This is a genomic window from Luteimonas sp. FCS-9, from assembly GCF_001014645.1.
Lineage (GTDB): Bacteria > Pseudomonadota > Gammaproteobacteria > Xanthomonadales > Xanthomonadaceae > Luteimonas.
Genome location: NZ_LASZ01000009.1, coordinates 117,878 through 138,953, shown reverse-complemented (window position 1 = coordinate 138,953; position 21,076 = coordinate 117,878). Strand labels below are relative to the sequence as shown.

Sequence of the window (21,076 nt, the reverse complement as noted above, 5' to 3'; positions counted from 1 at the left end):
GCGATGCACGCAACGATCCATCGGATCGCATGCCGGCTGGCGGTGACGCCGGCCGACGTGGCGCAGTGGTACGCGCACGATGCGATCGCGGGACTCGATGGCCTCACCGCGGAGGAACTGGTGGCCTGCGGGCGCGGCGGCGAGGTGGTCCACTTCCTGCTGGGCGTGTTGGCGTCGGAGGGAATCGACGCGTGTGCGGTCGGACCACCGGCCCGGGTCGCGACGACGTGCGCGTCGGCACACGACCGGGAGGCGCCGCGCGGCCGCCGCGCGCGGTCGGCATCGCCATGAGGATCGGCTCGCCCGGCGATGCCTCTTTCCGCGACGGGACGGCCGGTCCCGGCGCCGTTCAGGCGGCCGTGGGCGGCGGCAGCCCGTCGAACCAGCTCAGCGCGTCGCGCCACAGCGGCTCGGCCGTCGGCCGGAAGTAGCCCATGTGGCCGATCGGCGCGCCGAGCACGCGTGGGTCCACGTCGTGCCGCATGGTCGGCGCGTTGCGGTAGGCGAACACGAACGCCTCGCGCGAGCGCGGCGGCGCCCAGCGGTCGTCGAGCGCGTTGACGAAGGCCATCGGCGCGCGGACGGCGGCGTAGCCGCGCTCGATGCCGCGCATCGCCGGGTCGTCGAAAAAGTAGTGCGGGAAGCCGCACCAGCGCCGCCATTGCCGGTACACACCGACCGGCAGGTCCTCGCCCAGGCCGAGCAGCTTCCACGGGCAGTAGCCCTTCCACCAGGTGAGCACCGGGAACCCGACGTGCCACATCGCCAGCACCTTCAGCCGCTCGCCGGGCGGCATGTGGCCATGCCAGCCGGCGCCGGTGCCGAAGACGTAGAAGCCGGCGACCTTGTCGTGGTTGGGCAGCAGGCCGGGCGCGTGCCCGCCGTAGGAGTGGCCGACGACGTGCAGCGGCAAGCCGGGCGCGGCCATGTGGTCGATCGCAGCGGGCAGGTCGAGCCGGCCCCAGTCGAGCATCTCGGCGTGGAAGCCGCGCAGGGTGCGCGGTGCGGACAGGCCGATGCCGCGGTAGTCGAACGTCAGCACGTCGTAGCCGCGCGCGGCAGCGAACCGGGCGAAGCGGCGGTAGAAGCCCTGCGGCACGGCGGTCGCGCCGGCGACGACGATGCGTCCGCGCGGCGCGCCCTCGGCGGCGAAGTACAGCGCGCCGAGCGGCAGGCCATCCACCGCGGTGAGCGTGACGGGCGTGGGCTCGGCATCGGTCGATGCGGGTTCTATGACGACTGTCATAACTGCGGAGGCTAGACGCTCCGCGGCGCCGCTGCAAGACTGCCGGCATGAGCCCCCGCCGTACCGACGCCCGCGCGCGCGTCGTGGCCGCCGCCGCCGAGATGATGGCGCGCCACGGCCTCAATTCAACCAGCATCCGCGAGATGGCGCGGCGCGCCGACGCGCCGCTCGGCTCGACCTACCACCATTTCCCGGGCGGCAAGCAGCAGGTCGTCGTGGAAGCGGTGCGCCATGCCGGCGATCGCATCGACGCGGCGATCGCCGAGCACCTGCGCACGGGGCCGGCGGCGGGCCTGCGCGGGTTCCTGGCGATGTGGCGCGAGCGGCTGGAGCGCTCGGGCTTCCACGGCGGCTGCCCGGTGCTGGCGGCGGCGGTCGAAGAGCCGGTGGACGCCGACAGCGACGGCGCGGCGGCCGAGGCGGCGGACGTGTTCGCGCAATGGGAGCGGCGTCTGTCCGATGCGCTGGCGGACGCGGGCGTGGCCGTGACGCGCGCCGCCGAACTGGCGACGCTGATCGTCGCCGCCGTCGAGGGCGCGGTGGTGCTGGCCCGCGCGCGCCGCGAGATCGGGCCGTTCGACCGGGTGGCCGCGCAGCTGGAACGGCTGGTCGCGGAGGCGGTGGCGGCCCTGTAGGCGCGCGCTCGCACGGTGCCTTCGGGGCTGACGCCCGTGTCCCTACGCGCGACCGCCAGCGAGCGGCAGCCGTCACTGTTCGTCGCGGGACAGGCGCCAATGCCATCGCGCGCGAGCGCGCTCCTACGGGCGATACGTGCGTTCGAAGCGCCGGGCGCGCCGTGGTTACGGTGCCGCGCAGTTGGAGCGGCTGCGTGGCACGTGTAGGAGCGCGCTCGCGCGCGACCCTTGCCCGCCTCGGGGCCGCGCGCGCCTACGGGTTGATGCGCGCGCTCAGAGCGCCTGGCCGCCCGAGACCTCGATGCGCTGGCCGGTGACCCAGCGGCTGGCGTCGCCGAGCAGGCTGGCGATCATCGGGCCGATATCGTCGGGCAGGCCGACGCGGCCGAGCGCGGTGATGCCGGCGAGCTGCTCGTTGACCTGCGGGTTGTCGCGTACGACGCCGCCGCCGAAGTCGGTCTCGATCGCGCCGGGCGCGACAGTGTTGACGGCGATGCCGCGCGGGCCGAGTTCCTTGGCCAGGTACCGGCTCAGCACCTCGACCGCGCCCTTGGCCGCTGCGTAGGCGGCATAGCCCGGATAGGCGAAGCGGGTCAGGCCGCTGGACAGGTTGACGATGCGGCCGCCGTCGGCGATCAGCGGCAGCAGGGCCTGGGTCAGGAAGAACGCGCCCTTGAAGTGCACGTCGACGAGGCGGTCGAATTGCGCTTGCGTGGTCTCGCCGAACGGCGCGGTGTCGCCGTGGCCGGCATTGTTGACCAGGTGGTCGAAGCTGTCGCGTTGCCAGGTCTCTTGCAGCGCGGTGCGCAGGGCGTCGGCGAAGGCCGGGAAGCTGGCGGCGTCGCCGACGTCGAGCCGGAACGTGCGGGCCTTGCGGCCGAGCGCTTCGATCTCGGCGACGACGGCCTGGGCCTCGTCCTCTCCGTTGCGGTAGGTCAGTGCGACGTCGCCGCCGGCGCGGGCGATGGCGAGGGCGGTGTTGCGGCCGAGGCCGCGGCTGGCGCCGGTGATCAGGGTGATGCGGGTCATGGGGCGTCCTGTGGGGCGTCTTGCGGGGGCGACCATGATCGCGCCGCGTCGGTGGCCGCGGTTGCCGGAAGCTGGGCGATGCTTGCCCGATCCTCCAGCGCGATGGCCGATGGGCGCGCGCGGCGCGTAGTCTGGCGCCATGTCCACGTTGCTCGATCTGGTCCGCGGCCATGCGGACGCCCACGCGCCCGGCGGTGGCATCGCCGCCACGCCGATCGCCGGCCTGTCGACGGTGCACGCGCTGGCACCGAGCGGGCTGGGCCACGACATCCAGCGCCCGCTGGCCTGCCTGGTGCTGCAGGGCGCCAAGGAGGTGACGATGGGCGCGCGCACGTTCGCGTTCGCGGCCGGCGACACCTTGGTGATCGCAGCCGACCTGCCGACCGAGAGCCGGATCGTGCAGGCGAGCGCGGCGGCGCCGTACTGCTCGCTGGTGCTGGAGATCGACCCGGCGGTCGTGGCCGACCTGGTCGCGGACATGGACGTCGCGCCGGACGCGGGCGCGCCGCCGATCGGCGTGGAGCCGACCGATGCCGAACTCGCCGAGGCCGCGCTGCAGCTGATGCGGCTGCTGCTCGTGCGGCCGTCGGCGCTGCCGGTGCTGCAGGCCCAACGCGTGCGCGAGATGCACTACTGGCTGCTGGCCGGGCGGCACGGCCCGGCGATCCGGCGACTGGCGTGGCCGAACGGCAGCGCGCAGCGGGTGGCGCGCGCGGTCGCGGCGCTGCGCGCCGGGTACGACCGGCCGCTGCCGGTGGAACGGCTGGCGGCCTTATCGGACATGAGCGTGTCGGCGTTCCATGCGCATTTCCGCGCGGCGACCTCGCTCACGCCGCTGCAGTTCCAGAAACGGCTGCGGCTGATCGAGGCGCGCCGGCGGATGCTGGCCGACGGCGTGGCGGCCAGCGTCGCCGCGCACGGCGTGGGCTATGCGAGCGTGCCGCAGTTCACCCGCGAGTACGCGCGGATGTTCGGCCAACCGCCGACGCGCGAGACCGACGCGGCGCGGCAGCGGGCGCAGGCGGGCTGACGCGGCATCCGGTCCCGTAGGCGCGCGCTTGCGCGCGATGCAGTCTGCGTTGGGGCGCGATGGAAAGCCCATCGCGCGCAAGCGCGCTCCTACGGGGCGGAGAGCCGTTCGTGTCGATATTGCGAGGAGCCCCTGGGATCGCGCGGGCCACAGGCGGTGGGCCGACACGGCATCGGATCCCGTAGGCGCGCGCTTGCGCGCGACGGCGTTTGGTCGTGACCGAGGGCGCGCGCACCTACGGGGCAGGCGTGTGCATGGGCATCGCGAGGAGACCCGGGATCGCGTTCGTGTCGGCGTCGCGAGGGTGAATGGGATCGTGTATGCGCCGAAGTTGCGAGGCGGTCGGTGATCATGCGCGCCGCGAGCGCGACGAGGTTCACGACCGACGCGGCGTCGCGATCGCGGGGATGGGCCAGCGTGCGGCGGGCGATCGGGTGCGTGCCGGCGATGGCGCGGTAGGCGACACGCCCAGCGCGAACCGGGGCATCACCGCAGGCACGACCGAGACGCCGAGCCCGGCGGGCGCCAGCGCCCGTGCCGACGCCCGCTCCGGGACGTCCGGGCCCCAGCGTGGGCGCGGCGTCTTTCGGCGTGCGCCACGGCGCGACCGCCCGGCGCGTGGCACGATGCGGGCTGATCCACGCAGGAGGAACGCGCATGGCCACGGTCTTCATCGTCGGCGGCGCCGGCCAGGTCGGGCGCCGGCTCGCGCAGCGGCTCGCCGACCGCGGGCACGTCGCGCGTGCGCTGCACCGCGATTCCGCGCAGGCGGCGGAACTGGAGGCACTCGGCGCGACGCCGGTCGCCGGCGACCTGACTCGACTCGATGCCGACGGCCTCGCCGCGTTGGTGGCCGACAGCGACGTCGTGGTGTTCACCGCCGGCGCCGGCGGCAAGGGCGGACCCGAACGGATCGATGCGATCGACGGCCGCGGGCTCGAACTGGCCGTCGCCGCGGCGGAGCAGGCAGGCGTCCGGCATTTCCTGCTGGTATCGGCATTCCCGGAGGCCGCGCGTGGCCGCCACGTCTCCGACACGTTCGAGCACTACATGGCGGCCAAGAAGCGCGCCGATGTGCACCTGGCCGCGTCCGGCCTGGACTGGGCGATCCTGCGGCCCGGCACGCTGACCGACGCGCCGGGCACCGGCCGCGTGCGCGCAGGGCTGGCGATCCCGTACGGCGAGGTGCCGCGCGACGACGTCGCGGCGGCGCTGGTCGAACTGGTCGAGCGTCCGGCGGTGCGCCAGGTCATCGTCGAGCTGACCACGGGCGAGACCCCGGTCGGCGCGGCGCTGCAGGCGCTGGCGCGATGAGCGCGGGCGTGCGCCTGCTGCTGGTCGGCGCGACCGGGCTGGTCGGGCGCCACGTGCTGGCGCAGGCGCTGGCCGATCCGCGCGTGGCGACGGTCGCCGCGCCGGTGCGCCGCGCACTGCCCGCGCATCCGAAGCTGCAATCGCCGCAGGTGGACTTCGACCGGCTGCCGGACGACGCCGACTGGTGGCGCGTCGATGCGGCGATCTGCACGCTCGGCACGACGATCCGCGTCGCCGGCTCGCAGGCCGCGTTCCGCCGCGTGGACCACGACTATCCGCTCGACGTCGCACGCCGCGTACATGCGCACGGTGCGCGGGCGTTCGCACTGAACTCGGCGCTGGGCGCGGACGCGGCGTCGCGGGTGTTCTACAACCGGGTCAAGGGCGAACTGGAACGCGACCTGGCGGCGGTGGGCTTCGCATCGCTGACGTATGTGCGCCCGGGCCTGATCGGCGGCGACCGCGATGCGTTCCGGCTGGGCGAGCGCTCGGCCGGCGTCGTGCTCGGCGCGCTCGGCCCGCTGCTGCCGCCGCGCTGGCGGATCAACCCGGCCACGCGCATCGCCGCGGCGCTGCTGGACGCCGCGGTCGCCGCGGTGCCGGGCACGCACGTCGTGGGCTCGGAACGGCTCATCTGATCGCGCCCGGGCGCATGCCGCCCTCCCGTAGGCGCGCGCTCGCGCGCGAAGCATCCGTGATGCGTCATCGCGTCGGAGCGAAAAGGCATCGCGCGCAAGCGCGCTCCTACACGGGAAAGCGGACGATGCGGACCCGGACGACGTTTTCGCAGGAGCGCGCTCGCGCGCGAAGCTCCGTGAGGCGTCATCGCGTCGAAAGGAAAGGGCATCGCGCGCAAGCGCGCTCCTACGGGATGAGGCCGCGAGCGGCAGAAGCGGCATCCGTCAGGGTGCGAACCCGAGGCCGGGTGTCTGCACGCGCACGCGGGCGAGGACGCCGTCGGCGGTCATGTACAGGGTGCGGCCGTCGTCGCCGAAGGTGCAGTTGGAGATCGCGCCGCCGGTCTCGATGCGGCCCAGGCGCGTGCCGTCGGGGGCGAACACCAGCACGCCGCCGGGTCCGGTGGCGAACACGGTGCCGTCGGCGGCGACCGTCATGCCGTCGGGCAGGCCCGGCGCATCGTCGGCCATCAGGTCGCTGGCGTCTGCGAACACGCGACGTCCCGAGACCGCGCCGTCGGCGTCCAGCGCGTAGGCGTACCAGACCGGCGCCTCGGGGTCGGAACTGGCGACGTAGAGCGTGCGCTCGTCGGGCGACAGCGCGATGCCGTTGGGGAAGGGCACGGTGGCATCGAGCAGGTGCAGGCCGCCGTCGGGTGCGATGCGGTAGACGCCATTGAAGTCGAGTTCCTTCGCTGGCGAATCGTTCATGCCCGACAGGCCGTACGGCGGATCGGTGAAGAACACGCTGCCGTCGCTGCGGCGGGCGAGGTCGTTGGGGCTGTTGAGGCGCTTGCCGTCGAAGCGGTCGACGAGCGTGGTCTTGCGGCGGGTCGCCAGGTCCAGGCGCGCGACCAGCCGGCTGCCCGAGTCGGCCAGCAGCAGCGTGCCGCCGGGCTCGGCGAGCAGGCCGTTCGCGCCGGCCTCGCGCAGGGCGTCGGTGTCGGGACCATCGTAGCCGGAGGGGTCGAGGAAGACCGAGACGCCATCGGCCTCGGACCAGCGGTGCATGCGGTTCTCGGGCACGTCGGTGAACAGCAGGTAGGCGCCGTCGGCGATCCACGCGGGGCCCTCGGACCAGGTGAACCCGTCGGCGAGGCGCTCGATGCGCGCGTCGGGCGCGACGACCGCATCGAAGCCGGCGTCCCAGCGCGTGAGCCGGCCGAACGGCGACGCACCGTCGGCAGCGTCGACGGCAGGCGCCGCAGGGCTCGCGCAGGCAGCGAGCAGGGGCAGGGCGAGCAACAGGGCGGGCAATCGCATGGGCATGCGGCCTCCGGTGACGGGGCGGACAGGATGCAACGTCCGGCGCGCACTGGCGAATCGCGGGCTTGGCGTGCGCCGACGCGGGCCGCGCCGGTAAGCATGTGCTAGGCGTGGGACGCGCTCACTGCCATGCCCGCCCGCCACCGTGCGATGGCGGCCCCCGGACGGACATGCGAAGCTTCCCCGCTCGTGGCCGGCCCCCGCCGCGCCGACCACCGCACAGGGAACGCGTGAAGACGCCACAAGGCCTGCAGGCACTGATCGACGACGGCGTGATCGACGCCGTCGTGCGTCCGCTCAAGAGCGGCAAGGAAGCGGCGGTGTACGTCGTGCGCAGCGGCGACGAGGTGCGCTGCGCGAAGGTCTACAAGGACATGGCGCAGCGCAGCTTCCAGCAGCGCGTGCAGTACCAGGAGGGCCGCAAGGTGCGCGGCAGCCGCGAGGCGCGCGCGATCGGCAAGGCCAGCAAGTACGGGCGCAAGCAGCAGGAGACCGCCTGGAAGAACACCGAGGTCGACGCGCTGTACCAGTTGCGCGAAGCGGGCGTGCGCGTGCCCGAGCCGTTCGGCTACGTGCACGGCGTGCTGGTGATGGAGCTGGTGACCGATGCGGACGGCTTCTCGGCCCCGCGGCTGGGCGAGGTCGCGCCCGAGCCGGCGCAGGCGCGCGACTACCACCGGGCGCTGGTGCGCGAGGTCGTGCGGATGTTGTGCTGCGGCCTGATCCACGGTGACCTGTCGCCATACAACGTGCTCGTCGACGCGCAGGGCCCGGTGGTGATCGACTTCCCGCAGGTGGTCAGCGCATCGGGCAACAACGCCGCGCGCACGATGCTGCTGCGCGACGTCAACAACCTCACCGCGTACCTGGGACGCTCGGCGCCGGAGCTGCTCGACACCTGGTACGGCGAGGAGATGTGGGCGCTGTTCGAGGCCGGCGCGCTACAGCCCGACACCGAACTTACCGGTCGCTTCACGCCCGACGCCGGCGCGGTCGACGTCGACGGCGTGCGCGATGCGATCGAGGACGCGCGGCAGGAAGCGCTGATCCGCCAGCAGGGGCGCGAGGCGGCGGACGCGGACGACTAGGGCCGCGGCTTCAGAACTTCTCGCCGACCGGCAGGTAGCGCCAGGCGCCGGGCGGCATCGCCCCGTCCGGGCCCTTGCCCAGCGCGATGCGGCCGATGCGCAGGCGGCGGATCGACACCACCTCCAGTCCGACCTGCGCGCACATCGCGCGCAACTGGCCGTCGCGCGCACCCTTGATCGCGAAGCGCAGCCGGGTCTCGTTCTGCCAGCTGACCTTGCACGGCGGCAGTATGCGACCGTCAATCCGGATGCCGTGCGCGAGCTGGCCCAGGCCGTAAGGCCCGAGCGTGCCGGCGACCTCGACGATGTACTCGTGCTCGATCTGGTCGGCGTCCTCGGTCAGCCGGCGCCAGACGCGGCCATCCTGGCTCAGCACCATCAGGCCGCTGGCCTCGGTGTCGAGCGGCACCAGCGGCGTCAGCCGGTGGAAGTGGCGTTGCAGCAGGCGCACGCCGCTGGGATCGTCGGCCCAGCGCGTGTCGGGCGTCGCCAGCGCGACGGCCGGCCGCGGGCCGTCGATCGCATCGACGCCGGCCGGCTTGTGCAGCAGCAGCGTCGCCGGTTCGACCGCCTCGTCGGTGCGCGCTGCCGGGTCGAGTTCCACGTGCTCGTCGGTCACGCGATGCTGCGGCGCCTCGACCACGACGCCGTCCACCGACACCCAGCCGTTGCGGATGACCTGTTCGGCCTCGTTGCGCGACAGGGCGAACAGCTCGGCGACGCGATGGGCGAGACGGACGGGATCGGACATGGCGGGAATCGGGACGGGGGGCGGGCAGTGTAGCGGCCGGCACGATGCGGGCCGGTCGTCGCCGCGAGATGCGTCGTCGTCGTCGGGCCCGCACCCGCGCGCGATCCGGCTAGGCACGCCGATCAATGGCCGACATCGCCGGCCCAGCGTGCCGCCATCAGCGTCCGGAGGTCGTCGACCTGCGCGGCGTCGAGCGCACGCTTGGGAACCAGTTGGAAGTTGTAGTCGGAGAGAAAGAACACGAACAGGTCCCGGCTTTCCTGGCAGGCCACGTAGGTGCGCCATGCCACCTGGCTTTCGACGCCGCCCTGGCGCGCGCGGTAGGCGGCCTCGTCCCATTGCGCGACGACCGGCTCGCGCAGCAGCGCCTCGCGCCGGAAGCGCTGCCGCACGACGAGCGGCGTGAGCACCAGCGGCAGCCCGAACGCGAAACCGAGGACCGCCGCCGCCACGCCGAGCGCGAGCCATGGCAGGTGGCCGAGGACCTCAGGCCACGGCACGTCCCGGAGCACCAGGAATGCGGTCGCGACGAGCGTCGCGGCAAGCCACAGCAGCGTCAGGCGCAGGCGCGTGCGCCGGTCGCGCATCGCCCGCAGCAGGTGGACGCGCGCACCGCGGCGGTGGTCGCGCTCGTCGAGCGTGAAGGTCGTGCTGCGGTCCATGGCTTGCGGGGGAGAGAACGTGACGCGCGATGCTACCGCGTGACGGCCTCCGGCACCGCCAGCACCGCCTCCAGCGCGGGCCTGGGGCGGCGCTCGCGGTCGAACAGCAGCGGGTAGTTGGTGCGGTTGGGCACGGGATAGTCGTTCTTCCACGACATGCCGTCGTGCACGCCCCAGACGGTGACGCGGTCGATGACGTCGCGCTTGCGGTGGAACAGCGCGAACAGCTCGGCGTAGCGCTGCGCGAGCTGGCGCTCGACATCGGGGGGCAGGCCGTCGGGGTAGGGGTCGAGGTAGCGTTCGAATTCCTCGAGCTGGAACTGCGGATGCGCCAGCCCGGTGCCGATCACCTGGCCCTCGCGCGTGAGCGGCAGCACATCGATGTCGAGTTCGGTGATCATGACCTTGACCCCGAGCGCGGCGTAGGCGTCGATCGAGGCCTCGATGTCCTCCAGCGACGGGTAGTTGAGGCCCCAGTGCGCCTGCATGCCGATGCCGTCGATGCGGATGCCGGCGTCCTGCAGCATCTTCGCCATGCGCACGATGCCGGCGCGCTTGGCCGGGCGCCAGGTGTTGAAGTCGTTGTAGTAGAGCTCGGCGTCGGGGGCGGCGCGCGCTGCGGCGGCGAAGGCTTCGCGCACGACGGTGTCGCCGTCGCCGAGCGCGCGCGTCCAGACGGTGTCGCGATACGCGCCGTCCTCGCCGACGATCTCGTTGACGACATCCCAGGCGTGCACGCGGCCGGTGTAGCGGCCGGCGACGGTGGCGACGTAGTCGCGCAGCCGCGCGGCCATCGCGTCGGGGACGAGCGGGGCGCCGGCGGCGTCGCGGAAGAACCAGTCGGGCGTCTGGTTGTGCCAGACCAGGGTGTGGCCGACGACGAACTGGCCGTGGCGCTGCCCGAAGTCGACGAATGCGTCGGCCGCCGCGAAGTCCCAGGTGTCCGGCGCGGGATGCAGGACCTCGGCCTTCATGACGTTCTCGGCGGTGATCGCATCGAAGTGCAGCGGCACCAGCGCCTGCGCGCGCGGATCGCGGCCCGCGGCGATGTCGTCGTTGACCGCCGTGCCGATGCGGAACGCACCCGCGTAGGCGGCCTTGAGGCTGCCTGCGGCGGCCGGCTGCGCGGCGGGCGTGCCGGGGGCGGGCGCCGCGTGTGGTCCGGCGGCGTGGGCGGCGCCGGTGAATGCGACGAGCGCGAGGGCGAGCAGGGCGTGGCGGGTCGATGCGGTCATGGGGTTTGGCGTCTCGTATGTACGGTTTGCGAAGCGCTGAGCGGCGTCGACGGAACGCCCCCCATCCGCCCTTTGGGCACCTTCCCCCGCGAGCGGGGGAAGGGAGATCAAAGGGCCTCGGCGCGCACGACGACGCGTGCCGGCTGCAGGCCGTCGGCGTCGGCGTGGACGACGATGGCGCCGTGCTGGCCCGGCAGGGCGCGGACGATCGCCAGCGCCTTGCCGCTGAAGGCGCGGCGTTCGGCCGAGGGGAACGGGGTCATGTCGGTCGGGTCGCCGTTGTCGGTCGCGACGAGTTCGGCGGCGCCTTCGACGCGGAAGCGGATGCGGTCGGCGGCCTCGGGCACGGGCTCGCCGGCGGCGTCGCGGACCTGCACGGCGACGAAGGCGAGATCGCGGCCGTCGGCGGCGATGCGCCCGCGGTCGGGCACGGCGTCGAGCGCGGCGGCGGCGCCGGCGGTGCGCACGCGGGTCTCGGCCCAGGGGCGGCCGGCCTTGTAGGCCTGCACGCGCAGTTCGCCGGGGCGGTAGACCACGTCGTCCCAGCGCAGCCGGTACTCGAACGCGCCCTTGCGCTTGCGCCCCTGCGAGACGCCGTCGACGAACAGCTCGGCCTCGTCGCCCGACGTGAACACGTGCACCGGCGTGACCTGGCCCTCGCGGCCGGGCCAGGTCCAGTGCGGCAGCACGTGGACCGTCGGCAGCTCGGGGCGCCAGCGCGAGCGGTAAAGCCAGTAGCGGTCCTTCGGGAAGCCGGCCAGGTCGACGATGCCCGAATACGAACTGCGCGCGTCGTAGTACGGCGTCGGCTCGCCGAGATAGTCGAAGCCGGTCCAGACGAACTCGCCGGCCACGTACGGATGGCGGTCGAGCTGCGCGAACACGTGGTCGGCGCTGGACCCGAAGTCGGCGGCGTGCAGTTCGTAGGCGCTGACCTGGCGGCGCGCGGCGTCGCCGCCGCGGCCCTCGCGCACCGGGCCGCTGGCCGCGGGCGAGACCGGGAACAGGTAGACGCCGCGGCTGCTCAGCGCCGAGGCGGTCTCGCTGCTGAAGATCGGGCGGTCGGGGAACGCGGCGCGGAAGGCCGGGTACTGCGGCGGCGTGCGGATGCGGTCGGTGCCGTCGAACTCGGGCGACTGGCGGATCCCCTCGCCCTGGTAGTTGAGGTGGATCACGTCGAACACCGCGGCGAACGGCGCGTCGGGCTTGGCCCAGTTCATCGACGCCGCCGCCGGGCGGGTCGGATCCTGCTCGGCGACGATCGCGCGCAGGCGCCGGGCGATCGCCGCACCGTCTTCGCCGGTGTACTGCTCGCCGACCTCGTTGCCGACGCCCCACATCACGATCGAAGGATGGTTGCGGTCGCGGCGCAGCATCGCGCGCAGGTCGGGCTCGTGCCAGTCGGGGAAGACGAGGTGGAAATCGAGCGGGGTCTTCTTGCGCGCCCAGCTGTCGAAGATCTCGTCGACGACCAGCAGGCCCATGCGGTCGGTCAACTCAAGCAGCTGCGGATCGGGCGGGTTGTGCGCCATGCGGATCGCGTTGGCGCCCATGTCGCGCAGGATCTCGAGCTGGCGCTGCGCGGCGCGGCGGTTGAACGCCGCGCCGAGCGCGCCGAGGTCGTGGTGGTTGTTGAGCCCGCGCACGACGATGCGCTCGCCGTTCACGTGCAGGCCGTCGGGCGCGAAGCGCAGGTCCCGGATGCCGAACGCGGTCTCGACGCGGTCGATCGTCTCGCCGTCGCGGTGCAGCGTGGTGATCGCGACGTAGCGGTGCGGCGCCTGCGTCGGCGGCGGGCCCCACAGACGCGGGCGAGCAACCGCGACGCGACCGCGCGCGGTGGCGCTGGCGCCGGGCGCGATGCGCAGCCGGGTCGGGTCGATCCGTGCGGCCGCCGTGGCCTCGGGGCGCCCGTCGTCGCCGAGCGCGTGCAGCGCGGTGCGGACCTCGATGTCGGCGGCCGTGTCGCCGGTGTTGTCGACAGCGACCTCGAGCGCGACGACGGCGCGTTCGGCCGAGACCTCGGGCGTGGTGACGACCGTGCCCCAGTGGCCGACGTGCACCGGCGCGGTGCGGGTCAGCCAGACGTTGCGATAGAGCCCGCCGCCGGGATACCAGCGCGCGGAATCGGGCGGGTTGTCGAGCCGGATCGCGAGCTGGTTGCGGCCTTCGACGAGGTACGGGCTCAGGTCCAGCCGCCAGCCGTTGTAGCCGTAGGGCCAGCCGCCGACGAGGCGGCCGTTGAGCCAGACCGCGGCGTAGGCCATCGCGCCGTCGACGTCGAGATAGTGGCGTCGGCCGAGGTCGGCGGCGTCCACCTCCAGCGTGCGGCGGTACCAGCCCACGCCCCAGCTCGGCAGCCGGCCCATGCCGCCGTGCGGGCCGTCTTCGATGAAGGGCCCGGCGATCGCCCAGTCGTGCGGCAGCGTCACGGCCTGCCAGCCGCGGTCGTCGAAGCCGGCCTGGACGAAGGGATGGTCGCCGCCGGGATCGCCGTCGGGACGGACGTGGCGGCGCGCGGGATCGGCGATCAGCGCGTTGCCGCTGGGCAGGATCCAGGGTTTGAGCACGCGGCGGTCGCCGGCGTCGACGCGGCGCGCCTCGGTGGGCCGGGTGTCGGCGTCCTGGCCATCGCTGTGGTCGCCGGGCTCGGGGCGCACGTCGTAGTCGAGCTGCGGGTCGGGGCCGGGCGCCTCGCCGCGATGGAAGCGCCAACCGGTGTCGAGCAGCACGCGTCCGCGTGGCGCGGCGTGGGCGGCCACCGACGCCAGCATGCACACGAGCACCAGCCCACGTAGGAGCGCGCTCGCGCGCGATGCGCCTTGCCGCCGACGCCAGAGAAAAAGCATCGCGCGCCAGCGCGCTCCTACGTGAGCTGTCACCGCTACGCGCACCGTCACAGCCGGTACGCCCGCTTGGGCAGGCGGTAGGCGAGATCGGTCGCGACCTCGACGGCCTCGTCCTCGTCGAGCCGGTGCTCGGCCACCAGCCTGGCGAGGAACGTGCAATCCACGCGGCGGGCGACGTCGTGGCGCGCGGGGATCGACAGGAACGCGCGGGTGTCGTCGTTGAAGCCGACGGTGTTGCAGAAGCCCGCGCTGCTGAGGGTCTGCTCGCGGAAGCGCCACATGCCTTCCGGCGCATCGTGGAACCACCAGGCCGGGCCGAGCGACAGGCAGGGCCAGTGGCCGGCCAGCGGCGCGAGCTCGCGCGCGTAGGTGCTCTCGTCGAGCGTGAACAGGATCAGGCGGAAGTCCGGGGCGTTGCCGGCGACGTCGAGCAGCGGCTTGAGCGCGCGCACGTACTCGGTGCGCAGCGGGATGTCCGCGCCCTTGTCGCGGCCGTGGCGCTCGAACAGGGCGCGGTTGTGGTTGCGGAAGCAGCCTGGATGGATCTGCATGACCAGGCCGTCGTCCAGGCTCATGCGCGCCATCTCGGTCAGCATCTGCGCGCGGAACAGTTCGGCCTGCGCCGGCGTGGCCTCGCCGCGCACGACGGTGTCGAACAGCCGCCGCGCCTCGCCGGGGGGCAGGTCGGCGGTCGCGCAACTCGGGTGTCCGTGGTCGATGGAGGTCGCACCGTGTGCGGCGAAGAATGCGCGACGTGCGCGGTGCGCGCGCAGGTAGCCGTCCCAGTCGTGCACGTCCTCGCCGGTGAGCTCGCCGAAGCGGGCCAGCGCGTCGGGAAACTGCGCGTGCTCGGGATCGATCACCGCGTCCGGGCGGTAGGCGGTGACCACGCGGCCGCTCCAGCCGCTGGCGCGGATCGCGGCGTGGTGGTCGAGCGGGTCGAGCGGCGATTCGGTGGTCGCGATGACCTCGATGCCGAAGCGCTCGAACAGCGCGCGCGGGCGGAACGCGGGCGTCGCCAGCGCCTCGGTGATGGTGTCGTAGTACAGATCGGCAGTCGCCGCCGACAGCCGCACGCGCAGACCGAACACCTCGAAGAACACGTGATTGAGCCACAGCGACGACGGCGTACCGCGGAACAGATGAAAGCGCTCGGCGAAGACGCGCCAGGCCGCGCGCGGATCGACCCGGGCGCGCGAACCGTCGGCACGCGGGATGCCGAGCGTGTCGAGGTCCACGCCCTGGCTGTAGAGCATGCGGAACACGTAGTGGTCGGGCACCAGCAGCAGCTCGGTCGCGTTCTCGAACGGCGCGTCGGTCGCGAACCACGCCGGATCGGTGTGGCCGTGCGGGCTGACGATCGGCAGGCCGGCGATCTCCGCGTACAGCCGCCGCGCGATCGCGCGCTGGGTCGGCTCGGGGGAGAACAGGCGGTCGGGATGCAGGGTGAGGGGCGCGGTGTCTGTGGTCATCGGCAATCTTCTTCGAACCAGTGCAGGAGCGCGCTCGCGCGCGATCGGTATTCCCGGGAAAGCCCGTTCGCGCGCGAGCGCGCTCCTACGGGGGGACTCATCGCTTCACGCTCGCTGCCGGGCCGAGCAGCGTCGTCGGCGTGCCGTCGCGGACGATCTCGATGCGCTGCACGACCACGCCCGGATCGATGCGCCAGAGCTTGAGTGTCTGCGCACCGGCCTCGACGCGGTGGCGCGACGTGGCGACGTGCACGCTGTCGGCGACCGCGCGCTGCCAAGCCGGGAAGTCCGGATGGCCGGGCGTGGGATCGAGCCGCATCGTCTGCAGCTGCGGCGCGGCATCGCCGAACGACACCGCGAAGCGCTGGCCGCCGCGGTGCGCATAGTCGAGCGTCGGCGACAGCACGACGCGCACCTCGACCTCGCCTGCGGCATGCAGGTGGACCGGGTATTCGAGCCAGGCGCCGCCGGGGCCGGCCTCGCCGGGTGCGGCGGTGATCGGCGCCGTGGTCACGCCGGCGCGGGTGCGGCCCAGGTGCGGGATCGTCTCCCAGGCCAGGCCGTCGGGCGCCACGGCGCGTGCGTAGTCGCCGGCCTCGATCGCGACCGCGCCGCCGCTCTCGACGAAGCCGGCCACCGGGCCGTTCGATGCGGGCCGCGACACCGGCACGACCACGCGGACTTCGGTGCGGTCGCTGCCGAGCAGGTCCACGTAGCCGACGTGCGTGCCGGCGGGCACTGCGTCCCAGTCGATCTCGACGCGCAGCGGCTGCGCATCGGCGACCTCGGCGGCGGCCGGGGTCACCCGCAGCCAGGGCTCGGACACGTTCGCGGTGTAGCGGATCGGCGCGGCGCCGCGGTTGAACACCACGAGCCCGGGCGCGCGCGTGGCGTACGGATCGAGCATCGGCAGGCGCGCGGTCTCGGCCGGGACCGGCCAGCCGCGTGCATCGCCCTCGACGGACACGCCCATCGTGCCGTGCTCGCGCACATCGATGCGCGCCAGCGCCGGCAGCACGTTGCGGTCGGGCATCTGCCAGTGGGTGTAGCCGATGCGCGGCTGCGACATCATGTGCACCCACTTGCCGCCGGCGATGTCCTGCTCGTAGACGCGCGCCAGTTCGGCGTCGCGCGCGAACAGCCGCGTCGCTTCATCGGCCCAGGCGTTCGTCGAGGCGCGCCCCTGGTCGGCGTACAGCCGGTTGCGCGCGACCGCCACATGGAAGCGGTTGAGGTTGGCGCTGGCCAGCACCGGGTACGCGATCAACTGGTACCAGGCATCGCGGTGCGAGGCCGGCAGCGCCGCGCCGACGCGTTCGGTCTTCTCGACCAGCGCGTCCCATTCGGCCAGCACGCGTTCGGCCTCGCCATGGTGCAGCAGGCTCCAGGTGTCGGCCGACAGCAGTTCGGGCTTGCGGCGCGCGTTGTACTGCGTGTAGCGGGTCAGGATCTCGCCGATCTCCGCGGCATGGGCGTCGCCGAACTGCTGCGCGGCCCAGGCGGCGGGATAGGCCGCCAGCGCCTCGCGCGTCATCGCGTCCGGGTTCCAGGCCTGGTCGAGGAAGAAGCCGATCGGCAGTTCCATCGGCTTGATGTCGCCGACGTTGACCACCCACAGCCGGTCGACGCCGTGCGCCCAGGCCAGCCGCATCTGTTCCCAGACGCGCTCGATCTGCGTGGTGTTGATCCACTTGTAGTTGCGCGGGCCGCCGACGTAGTCGAAGTGGTAGTAGACGCCAGTGCCGCCGGCGCGGCTTTCGCCCGGTGCGGGCAGCCGGCGCAGGTTGCCCCAGTTGTCGTCGGCGAACAGCAGCGTGACGTCGTCGGGCACCCGCATGCCGGCGTCGAGGTAGTCCTGGACCTCCTTGTACAGCGCCCAGACCTGCGGCGTGTCCTGCGGCGGGCGGCCGGTGACGTCGGCGAGGATCCGTCGCTGGTCGGCGACGATGCCCTCGAGCAGCGAGATCGCGGTGCCCTCGGCCATCGGCTCGTCGCCGTCGCCGCGCATGCCCAGCGTGACCACGGCCTCTCGGCCGTCGAGGCGTTCGATGCCGGTGCGCCAGAACGCCTGCAGCCGGTCCGCGTTCTTCGCGTAGTCCCACGGGCCCTCGCCGTGGCGCGACCATTCGACGTGGGCGCGCATCATCGGCTCGTGGTGGCTGGTGCCGATGACCACGCCCATCTCGTCGGCGAGCGCGGCGTTTTGCGGGTCGTCGTCGTAGAACGCCCGGCCCCACATCGCCGGCCACAGGAAGTTGCCCTTGTGGCGCAGCACGAGTTCGAACACGCGCTCGTAGAACCTGTGGTTGGGACCGCCGTAGGTCGCCTGCATCCAGCCGCCGAGCGCGGGGTCCTCGTCGTTGATGAAGAGGCCGCGGTAGCGCACCGCCGGTGCGTCAACGAAGCGGCCGGGCGCGACGTACAGCGCGGCCCGGCGCGGCGCCGGCACGTCGGCCCACCAGGTCCACGGCGAGACGCCGATGCGGCGCGAGAGTTCGTAGAGGCCGAAGATCGTGCCGCGCCGGTCGGCGCCGACGATCACCAGCGCATGGTCGATGCCCGGCTCGGGGGTATCGACGACCTGCAGCAGGTGGGCCTCCCAGCGGCCCTGGACGCCGGACACGTCGAGCCCGCGCTCGCGCACGATGCGGTCGATGCGCGGGCTGCGGCCGAGCGTGCCCGCGATGACCGCCATGCGCGGCGCGGCCTCGCGTGGCGCGGCGCCGGCGACCGCGGCCAGGTCGCCGCGCAGGTCGCCGGCGGCGCGCAGCACACCGGGGAAGTCGGCCTCGTCGACGAGCACCGGCAGCGGGCGACCGTCGTCGATCAGCGGCAGCGCGCCGGGCACCGCTGCCTCGCAGACCGCGGCCGGCTGCGCGCAGTCGCGCGCGTGCAGCGGCAGGGTGCACAGCAGCGCCAGCAGCGCCACCACCACCGACGTAGGAGCGCGCTTGCGCGCGATCGCGCTTTCCCCGCGATCAGCCATGGCGCGCTCACGCACGCCCGAGGGTCGCCGGGAAAGCGTCTTCGCGCGCAAGCGCGCTCCTACGGGCGGGGTGCCGGTCGCGCGCGCGCCCGCACAGCTCATGGTTGCGCCTCTCCGCCCACGTAGCGGCGCAGCCAGTCCAGCGCCGGCCGCTCGCTGCCGTCGTCGCGGACCAGGTAGGCGCCCTGTTCGTCGCGCCACAGGCCGCGGCGGAAGCCCCACATCGTGATGCCGTGGACCGCCGGATGCTCCCAGAACACCGGGAAGATGCGCTGGTAATCGCGCAGCTGGGTGTCGTCGTCGGGACCGTCGATGTCGAGCTCGGTGACGTAGACCGGCAGGCCGGTCGCGCCGAGCGCGTCGAGGTTGGCGCGATGCACGTCCATCGATGTCTCGGTCGTGGTCGAGAACGCATGGCCCTGTACGCCGATCGCATCGACCAGGTTTTCTGCCTGCAGCAGCCGCACGATCTCCAGGTAGCGCTGCGTCGCCTCGGGATCGTTGGTGACGCTGTACTCGTTGATCATCAGCTTAGAATCGGGGAAGTGCGTTCGGGCGAGGCGGAACGATTCCAGGATCCAGTCCCATCCGCTCTCGCCGTCCCCGCCGAGCGCCTCGATGTAGTGGCCGCCGCCCTGGTCGTCCTTCGACGGCGGGTCGTTGAGCGGCTCGTTGACGACCTCGACGAAGTCGATGCCCGGGTAGCGTTCGGCGACTGCCGCGAACCACTGTTCGATCTCCGCGCGCTGTTCGGCCGGCGGCAGCGTCTTGATCCACTCGGGCTGCTGGTTGCCCCAGACCATCACGTGCATCTGGAACGGCAGGCCGTGGTCCTTCGCCACCTGCCAGGCGGCGTCGAGCTCGTCCCAGACCATCACGTCGCGCTCGGCCTCGACCTCGCCCCACTTGCCGCCGTTCTCCGGGCTGACCTTGTTCCAGTAGTCGACGAAGCCCTCGGCCTGCGACGGGCTGTGCGCGCCGCCAAGAAATTTGGCCTGGCCGTGCGCCAGCGCGGTGGAGGCGGGTGCGGGTGCCGGGTCCGCGGCGGATCCGGGCGCGGCGGGCGGGCGGTCGCCGCAGGCCGACAGTGCGAGCGCCAGCGCGGCGAGCAGGGAGGCGGGGACGTATTTCATGGTCTGCATGTCCTTCTGGAAACGCGCTCGCGCGCGATGGTCTGAACGTGTGACGACAGGGCGCTCGCGCGGCGCCTCAGGGCGATTCGAGCCTGGCCGGTTCCAGCCGCGGCGCCAGCAGGTGCACCACCAGCAGCGCCAGCAGGTAGGCCGAACCCGCCATCAGGAACACCGGCAGGTAGCTGCCGGTGGTCTGCAGCAGCCAGCCGGTGAAGGTCGCGATCATCATGCCGCCGACCGCGCCGGCGAACCCGCCGATGCCGACGACCGACGCGACCGCGTGGCGCGGGAACATGTCCGAGGTCAGCGTGAACACGTTGGCCGACCAGCCCTGGTGGCCGGCGGTCGCCAGGCCGATCAGCGCCACCGCCAGCCACAGGTTGTCGGCCTGCGCGGCGAACACGATCGGCACCACGCATAGCGCGCAGACCAGCATCGCGCCCTTGCGCGCGCGGTTGACGCTCCAGCCCAGGCGCAGGAAGCGCCCGGCCAGCCAGCCGCCCAGGATGCTGCCCACGTCGGCGAGCACGAAGATCGCCACCAGCGGCAGGCCGAGCGCGAGCAGGGTCAGGCCGTACTCGGCGTTGAGGAACTTCGGCAGCCAGAACAGGAAGAACCACCAGATCGGGTCGGTGATGAACTTGGCGGCGACGAAGGCCCACGCCTGGCGATGGCGGAGGATGCGCCGCCAAGGGACCTTGGCCGTGGGCTCGGGCGGATCGCTGCGGATGTGCGCGAGCTCCGCCGCCGACAGCGCCGGCTGTTGCTCCGGTGCGCGGTAGGTCAGCAGCCAGACCGCCAGCCATGTCGCGCTGAGCGCGCCGGTGAACAGGAACGCGGCCTGCCAGCCCCAGGTCACCGCGATGACCGGCACCAGCAGCGGGGCGACGATCGCGCCGATGTTGGAGCCGGAGTTGAAGATGCCGGTCGCGAACGCACGCTCGCGCCGCGGAAACCACTCGGCCACGGTCTTGATCGCGGCCGGGAAGTTGCCGGCCTCGCCCAGCCCCAGCATGAAGCGGGCGATCACGAAGCCGACGACCCCGGCCGCCAGCGAATGGCTCATCGCCGCGATGCTCCACACGCAGATCGCGATCGCATAGCCGGCCTTGGTGCCCAAGCGGTCGATGATCGCGCCGGCGCACAGCAGTCCGATCGCGTACGCGGCCTGGAACGCGGTGACGATGTAGCCGTACTGGATCTCGTTCCAGCCGATCTCGTCCTGCAGGAACGGGGCGAGCACGCCCAGCACCTGGCGGTCGATGTAGTTGATGGTCGTCGCCGCGAGCAGCATCGCGCACACCCGCCACCGGTACATGCCGATCCGCGCCGCCGGCGGCTGCGCGGCGAGCCCCGCAGGAGCGCCGCCGCTCACCTCGGCGGCTCCGTCCGGGTGCCGAATACCATCGCCGGCGACCGCTGCGGCCGCGCCCCTCGAGTCGCTGTCATCGCCTCCCTCCAGGCGTGCTCCACGGCGCAAATCCGTGGTAGCGCTATCATTAACACAGCCTCGCCGGGATTGCGTTCTGCACTGCATCACGCCGCCCGCCTTGGGCAGTCAAGGGAGGAAAACCGGCCTCGAACGTCGCAGCGGCGCGGTTTCGATGGCGCTTGCCGGTCATGCTGCTACGCAGCGTGCGCGCCATTTTTGATAGCGCTACCATCAATTCGAGCGCGGAGGCGGGCATCCACCGACGCGTCAG

17 protein-coding genes are annotated in these 21,076 nt (G+C 72.9%); 6 read left to right on the top strand and 11 right to left on the bottom strand.

Features of this window, described 5'->3' with window-relative positions; all coding sequences use genetic code 11:
* Positions 1–42 precede the first annotated feature (42 nt).
* The gene (locus WQ56_RS10025; protein ID WP_156170495.1) at positions 43–291 is read left to right on the top strand and encodes a hypothetical protein; all 249 of its coding nucleotides are present in this window, start codon (positions 43–45) and stop codon (positions 289–291) included.
* 58 nt (positions 292–349) lie between these two features.
* On the opposite strand, the gene WQ56_RS10020 is transcribed toward WQ56_RS10025, so the two are convergent.
* Positions 350–1,246 (bottom strand): alpha/beta fold hydrolase, encoded by an 897-nt coding sequence (locus tag WQ56_RS10020; protein ID WP_082132325.1) that lies wholly within the window; start codon positions 1,244–1,246, stop codon positions 350–352.
* A 47-nt stretch (positions 1,247–1,293) separates the two neighbouring features.
* Between WQ56_RS10020 and WQ56_RS10015 the strand changes: the two genes are divergently transcribed.
* Complete coding sequence (locus WQ56_RS10015; RefSeq protein ID WP_047136955.1) at positions 1,294–1,881, top strand: TetR/AcrR family transcriptional regulator; 588 nt, start codon at positions 1,294–1,296, stop codon at positions 1,879–1,881.
* A 273-nt stretch (positions 1,882–2,154) separates the two neighbouring features.
* On the opposite strand, the gene WQ56_RS10010 is transcribed toward WQ56_RS10015, so the two are convergent.
* Positions 2,155–2,910, bottom strand: a complete 756-nt coding sequence (locus tag WQ56_RS10010) for an SDR family oxidoreductase (protein WP_047136954.1) — start codon at positions 2,908–2,910, stop codon at positions 2,155–2,157.
* Between the two features lie 139 nt (positions 2,911–3,049).
* On the opposite strand from WQ56_RS10010, the gene WQ56_RS10005 reads away from it, so the two are divergent.
* The 3 genes from WQ56_RS10005 to WQ56_RS09995 all read left to right on the top strand — a co-directional run bounded on the left by WQ56_RS10005 (position 3,050) and on the right by WQ56_RS09995 (position 5,892).
* Positions 3,050–3,940: an AraC family transcriptional regulator gene (locus WQ56_RS10005; protein WP_047136953.1), complete on the top strand. Its 891-nt coding sequence runs from the start codon at positions 3,050–3,052 to the stop codon at positions 3,938–3,940.
* 657 nt (positions 3,941–4,597) lie between these two features.
* Positions 4,598–5,254: an SDR family oxidoreductase gene (locus tag WQ56_RS10000; protein ID WP_047136952.1), complete on the top strand. Its 657-nt coding sequence runs from the start codon at positions 4,598–4,600 to the stop codon at positions 5,252–5,254.
* Positions 5,251–5,892 (top strand): NAD-dependent dehydratase, encoded by a 642-nt coding sequence (locus WQ56_RS09995; RefSeq protein ID WP_197076470.1) that lies wholly within the window; start codon positions 5,251–5,253, stop codon positions 5,890–5,892. The genes WQ56_RS10000 and WQ56_RS09995 overlap by 4 nt, the downstream gene beginning before the upstream one ends.
* 264 nt (positions 5,893–6,156) lie before the next feature.
* On the opposite strand, the gene WQ56_RS09990 is transcribed toward WQ56_RS09995, so the two are convergent.
* Positions 6,157–7,194, bottom strand: coding sequence for an SMP-30/gluconolactonase/LRE family protein (locus WQ56_RS09990; protein ID WP_047136951.1), 1,038 nt, complete (start codon positions 7,192–7,194; stop codon positions 6,157–6,159).
* 233 nt (positions 7,195–7,427) lie between these two features.
* Between WQ56_RS09990 and WQ56_RS09985 the strand changes: the two genes are divergently transcribed.
* Entirely contained in the window at positions 7,428–8,285 is an 858-nt protein-coding gene (locus WQ56_RS09985) for a PA4780 family RIO1-like protein kinase (RefSeq protein ID WP_047136950.1), read from the top strand.
* Between the two features lie 10 nt (positions 8,286–8,295).
* Here the strand turns inward: WQ56_RS09985 and WQ56_RS09980 are convergent, their stop codons facing one another.
* From WQ56_RS09980 to WQ56_RS09945, 8 genes are all read right to left on the bottom strand, one after another.
* Positions 8,296–9,036: an rRNA pseudouridine synthase gene (locus tag WQ56_RS09980; protein WP_047136949.1), complete on the bottom strand. Its 741-nt coding sequence runs from the start codon at positions 9,034–9,036 to the stop codon at positions 8,296–8,298.
* A 122-nt stretch (positions 9,037–9,158) separates the two neighbouring features.
* On the bottom strand, positions 9,159–9,698 hold the full coding sequence (locus WQ56_RS09975) for a YcxB family protein (RefSeq protein ID WP_047136948.1): 540 nt from the start codon (positions 9,696–9,698) through the stop codon (positions 9,159–9,161).
* Between the two features lie 32 nt (positions 9,699–9,730).
* Positions 9,731–10,933: an endo-1,4-beta-xylanase gene (locus WQ56_RS09970; RefSeq protein WP_082132324.1), complete on the bottom strand. Its 1,203-nt coding sequence runs from the start codon at positions 10,931–10,933 to the stop codon at positions 9,731–9,733.
* 107 nt (positions 10,934–11,040) lie between these two features.
* Positions 11,041–13,707 carry a beta-galactosidase GalB gene (gene galB / locus WQ56_RS09965; protein WP_047136991.1) on the bottom strand — a complete coding sequence of 889 codons (2,667 nt, stop codon included), beginning with the start codon at positions 13,705–13,707 and terminating at the stop codon, positions 11,041–11,043.
* 122 nt (positions 13,708–13,829) lie between these two features.
* A complete protein-coding gene (gene uxaC / locus WQ56_RS09960) occupies positions 13,830–15,254 on the bottom strand; it encodes a glucuronate isomerase (RefSeq protein ID WP_047136947.1) in 1,425 nt (474 codons plus the stop codon).
* Positions 15,255–15,351: 97 nt separating this feature from the next.
* A complete protein-coding gene (locus tag WQ56_RS09955) occupies positions 15,352–18,240 on the bottom strand; it encodes a glycosyl hydrolase 115 family protein (protein WP_047136946.1) in 2,889 nt (962 codons plus the stop codon).
* Between the two features lie 98 nt (positions 18,241–18,338).
* On the bottom strand, positions 18,339–19,373 hold the full coding sequence (locus WQ56_RS09950; protein ID WP_082132330.1) for an endo-1,4-beta-xylanase: 1,035 nt from the start codon (positions 19,371–19,373) through the stop codon (positions 18,339–18,341).
* A gap of 76 nt (positions 19,374–19,449) precedes the next feature.
* Positions 19,450–20,691 (bottom strand): MFS transporter, encoded by a 1,242-nt coding sequence (locus WQ56_RS09945; protein WP_047136945.1) that lies wholly within the window; start codon positions 20,689–20,691, stop codon positions 19,450–19,452.
* Positions 20,692–21,076 lie beyond the last annotated feature (385 nt).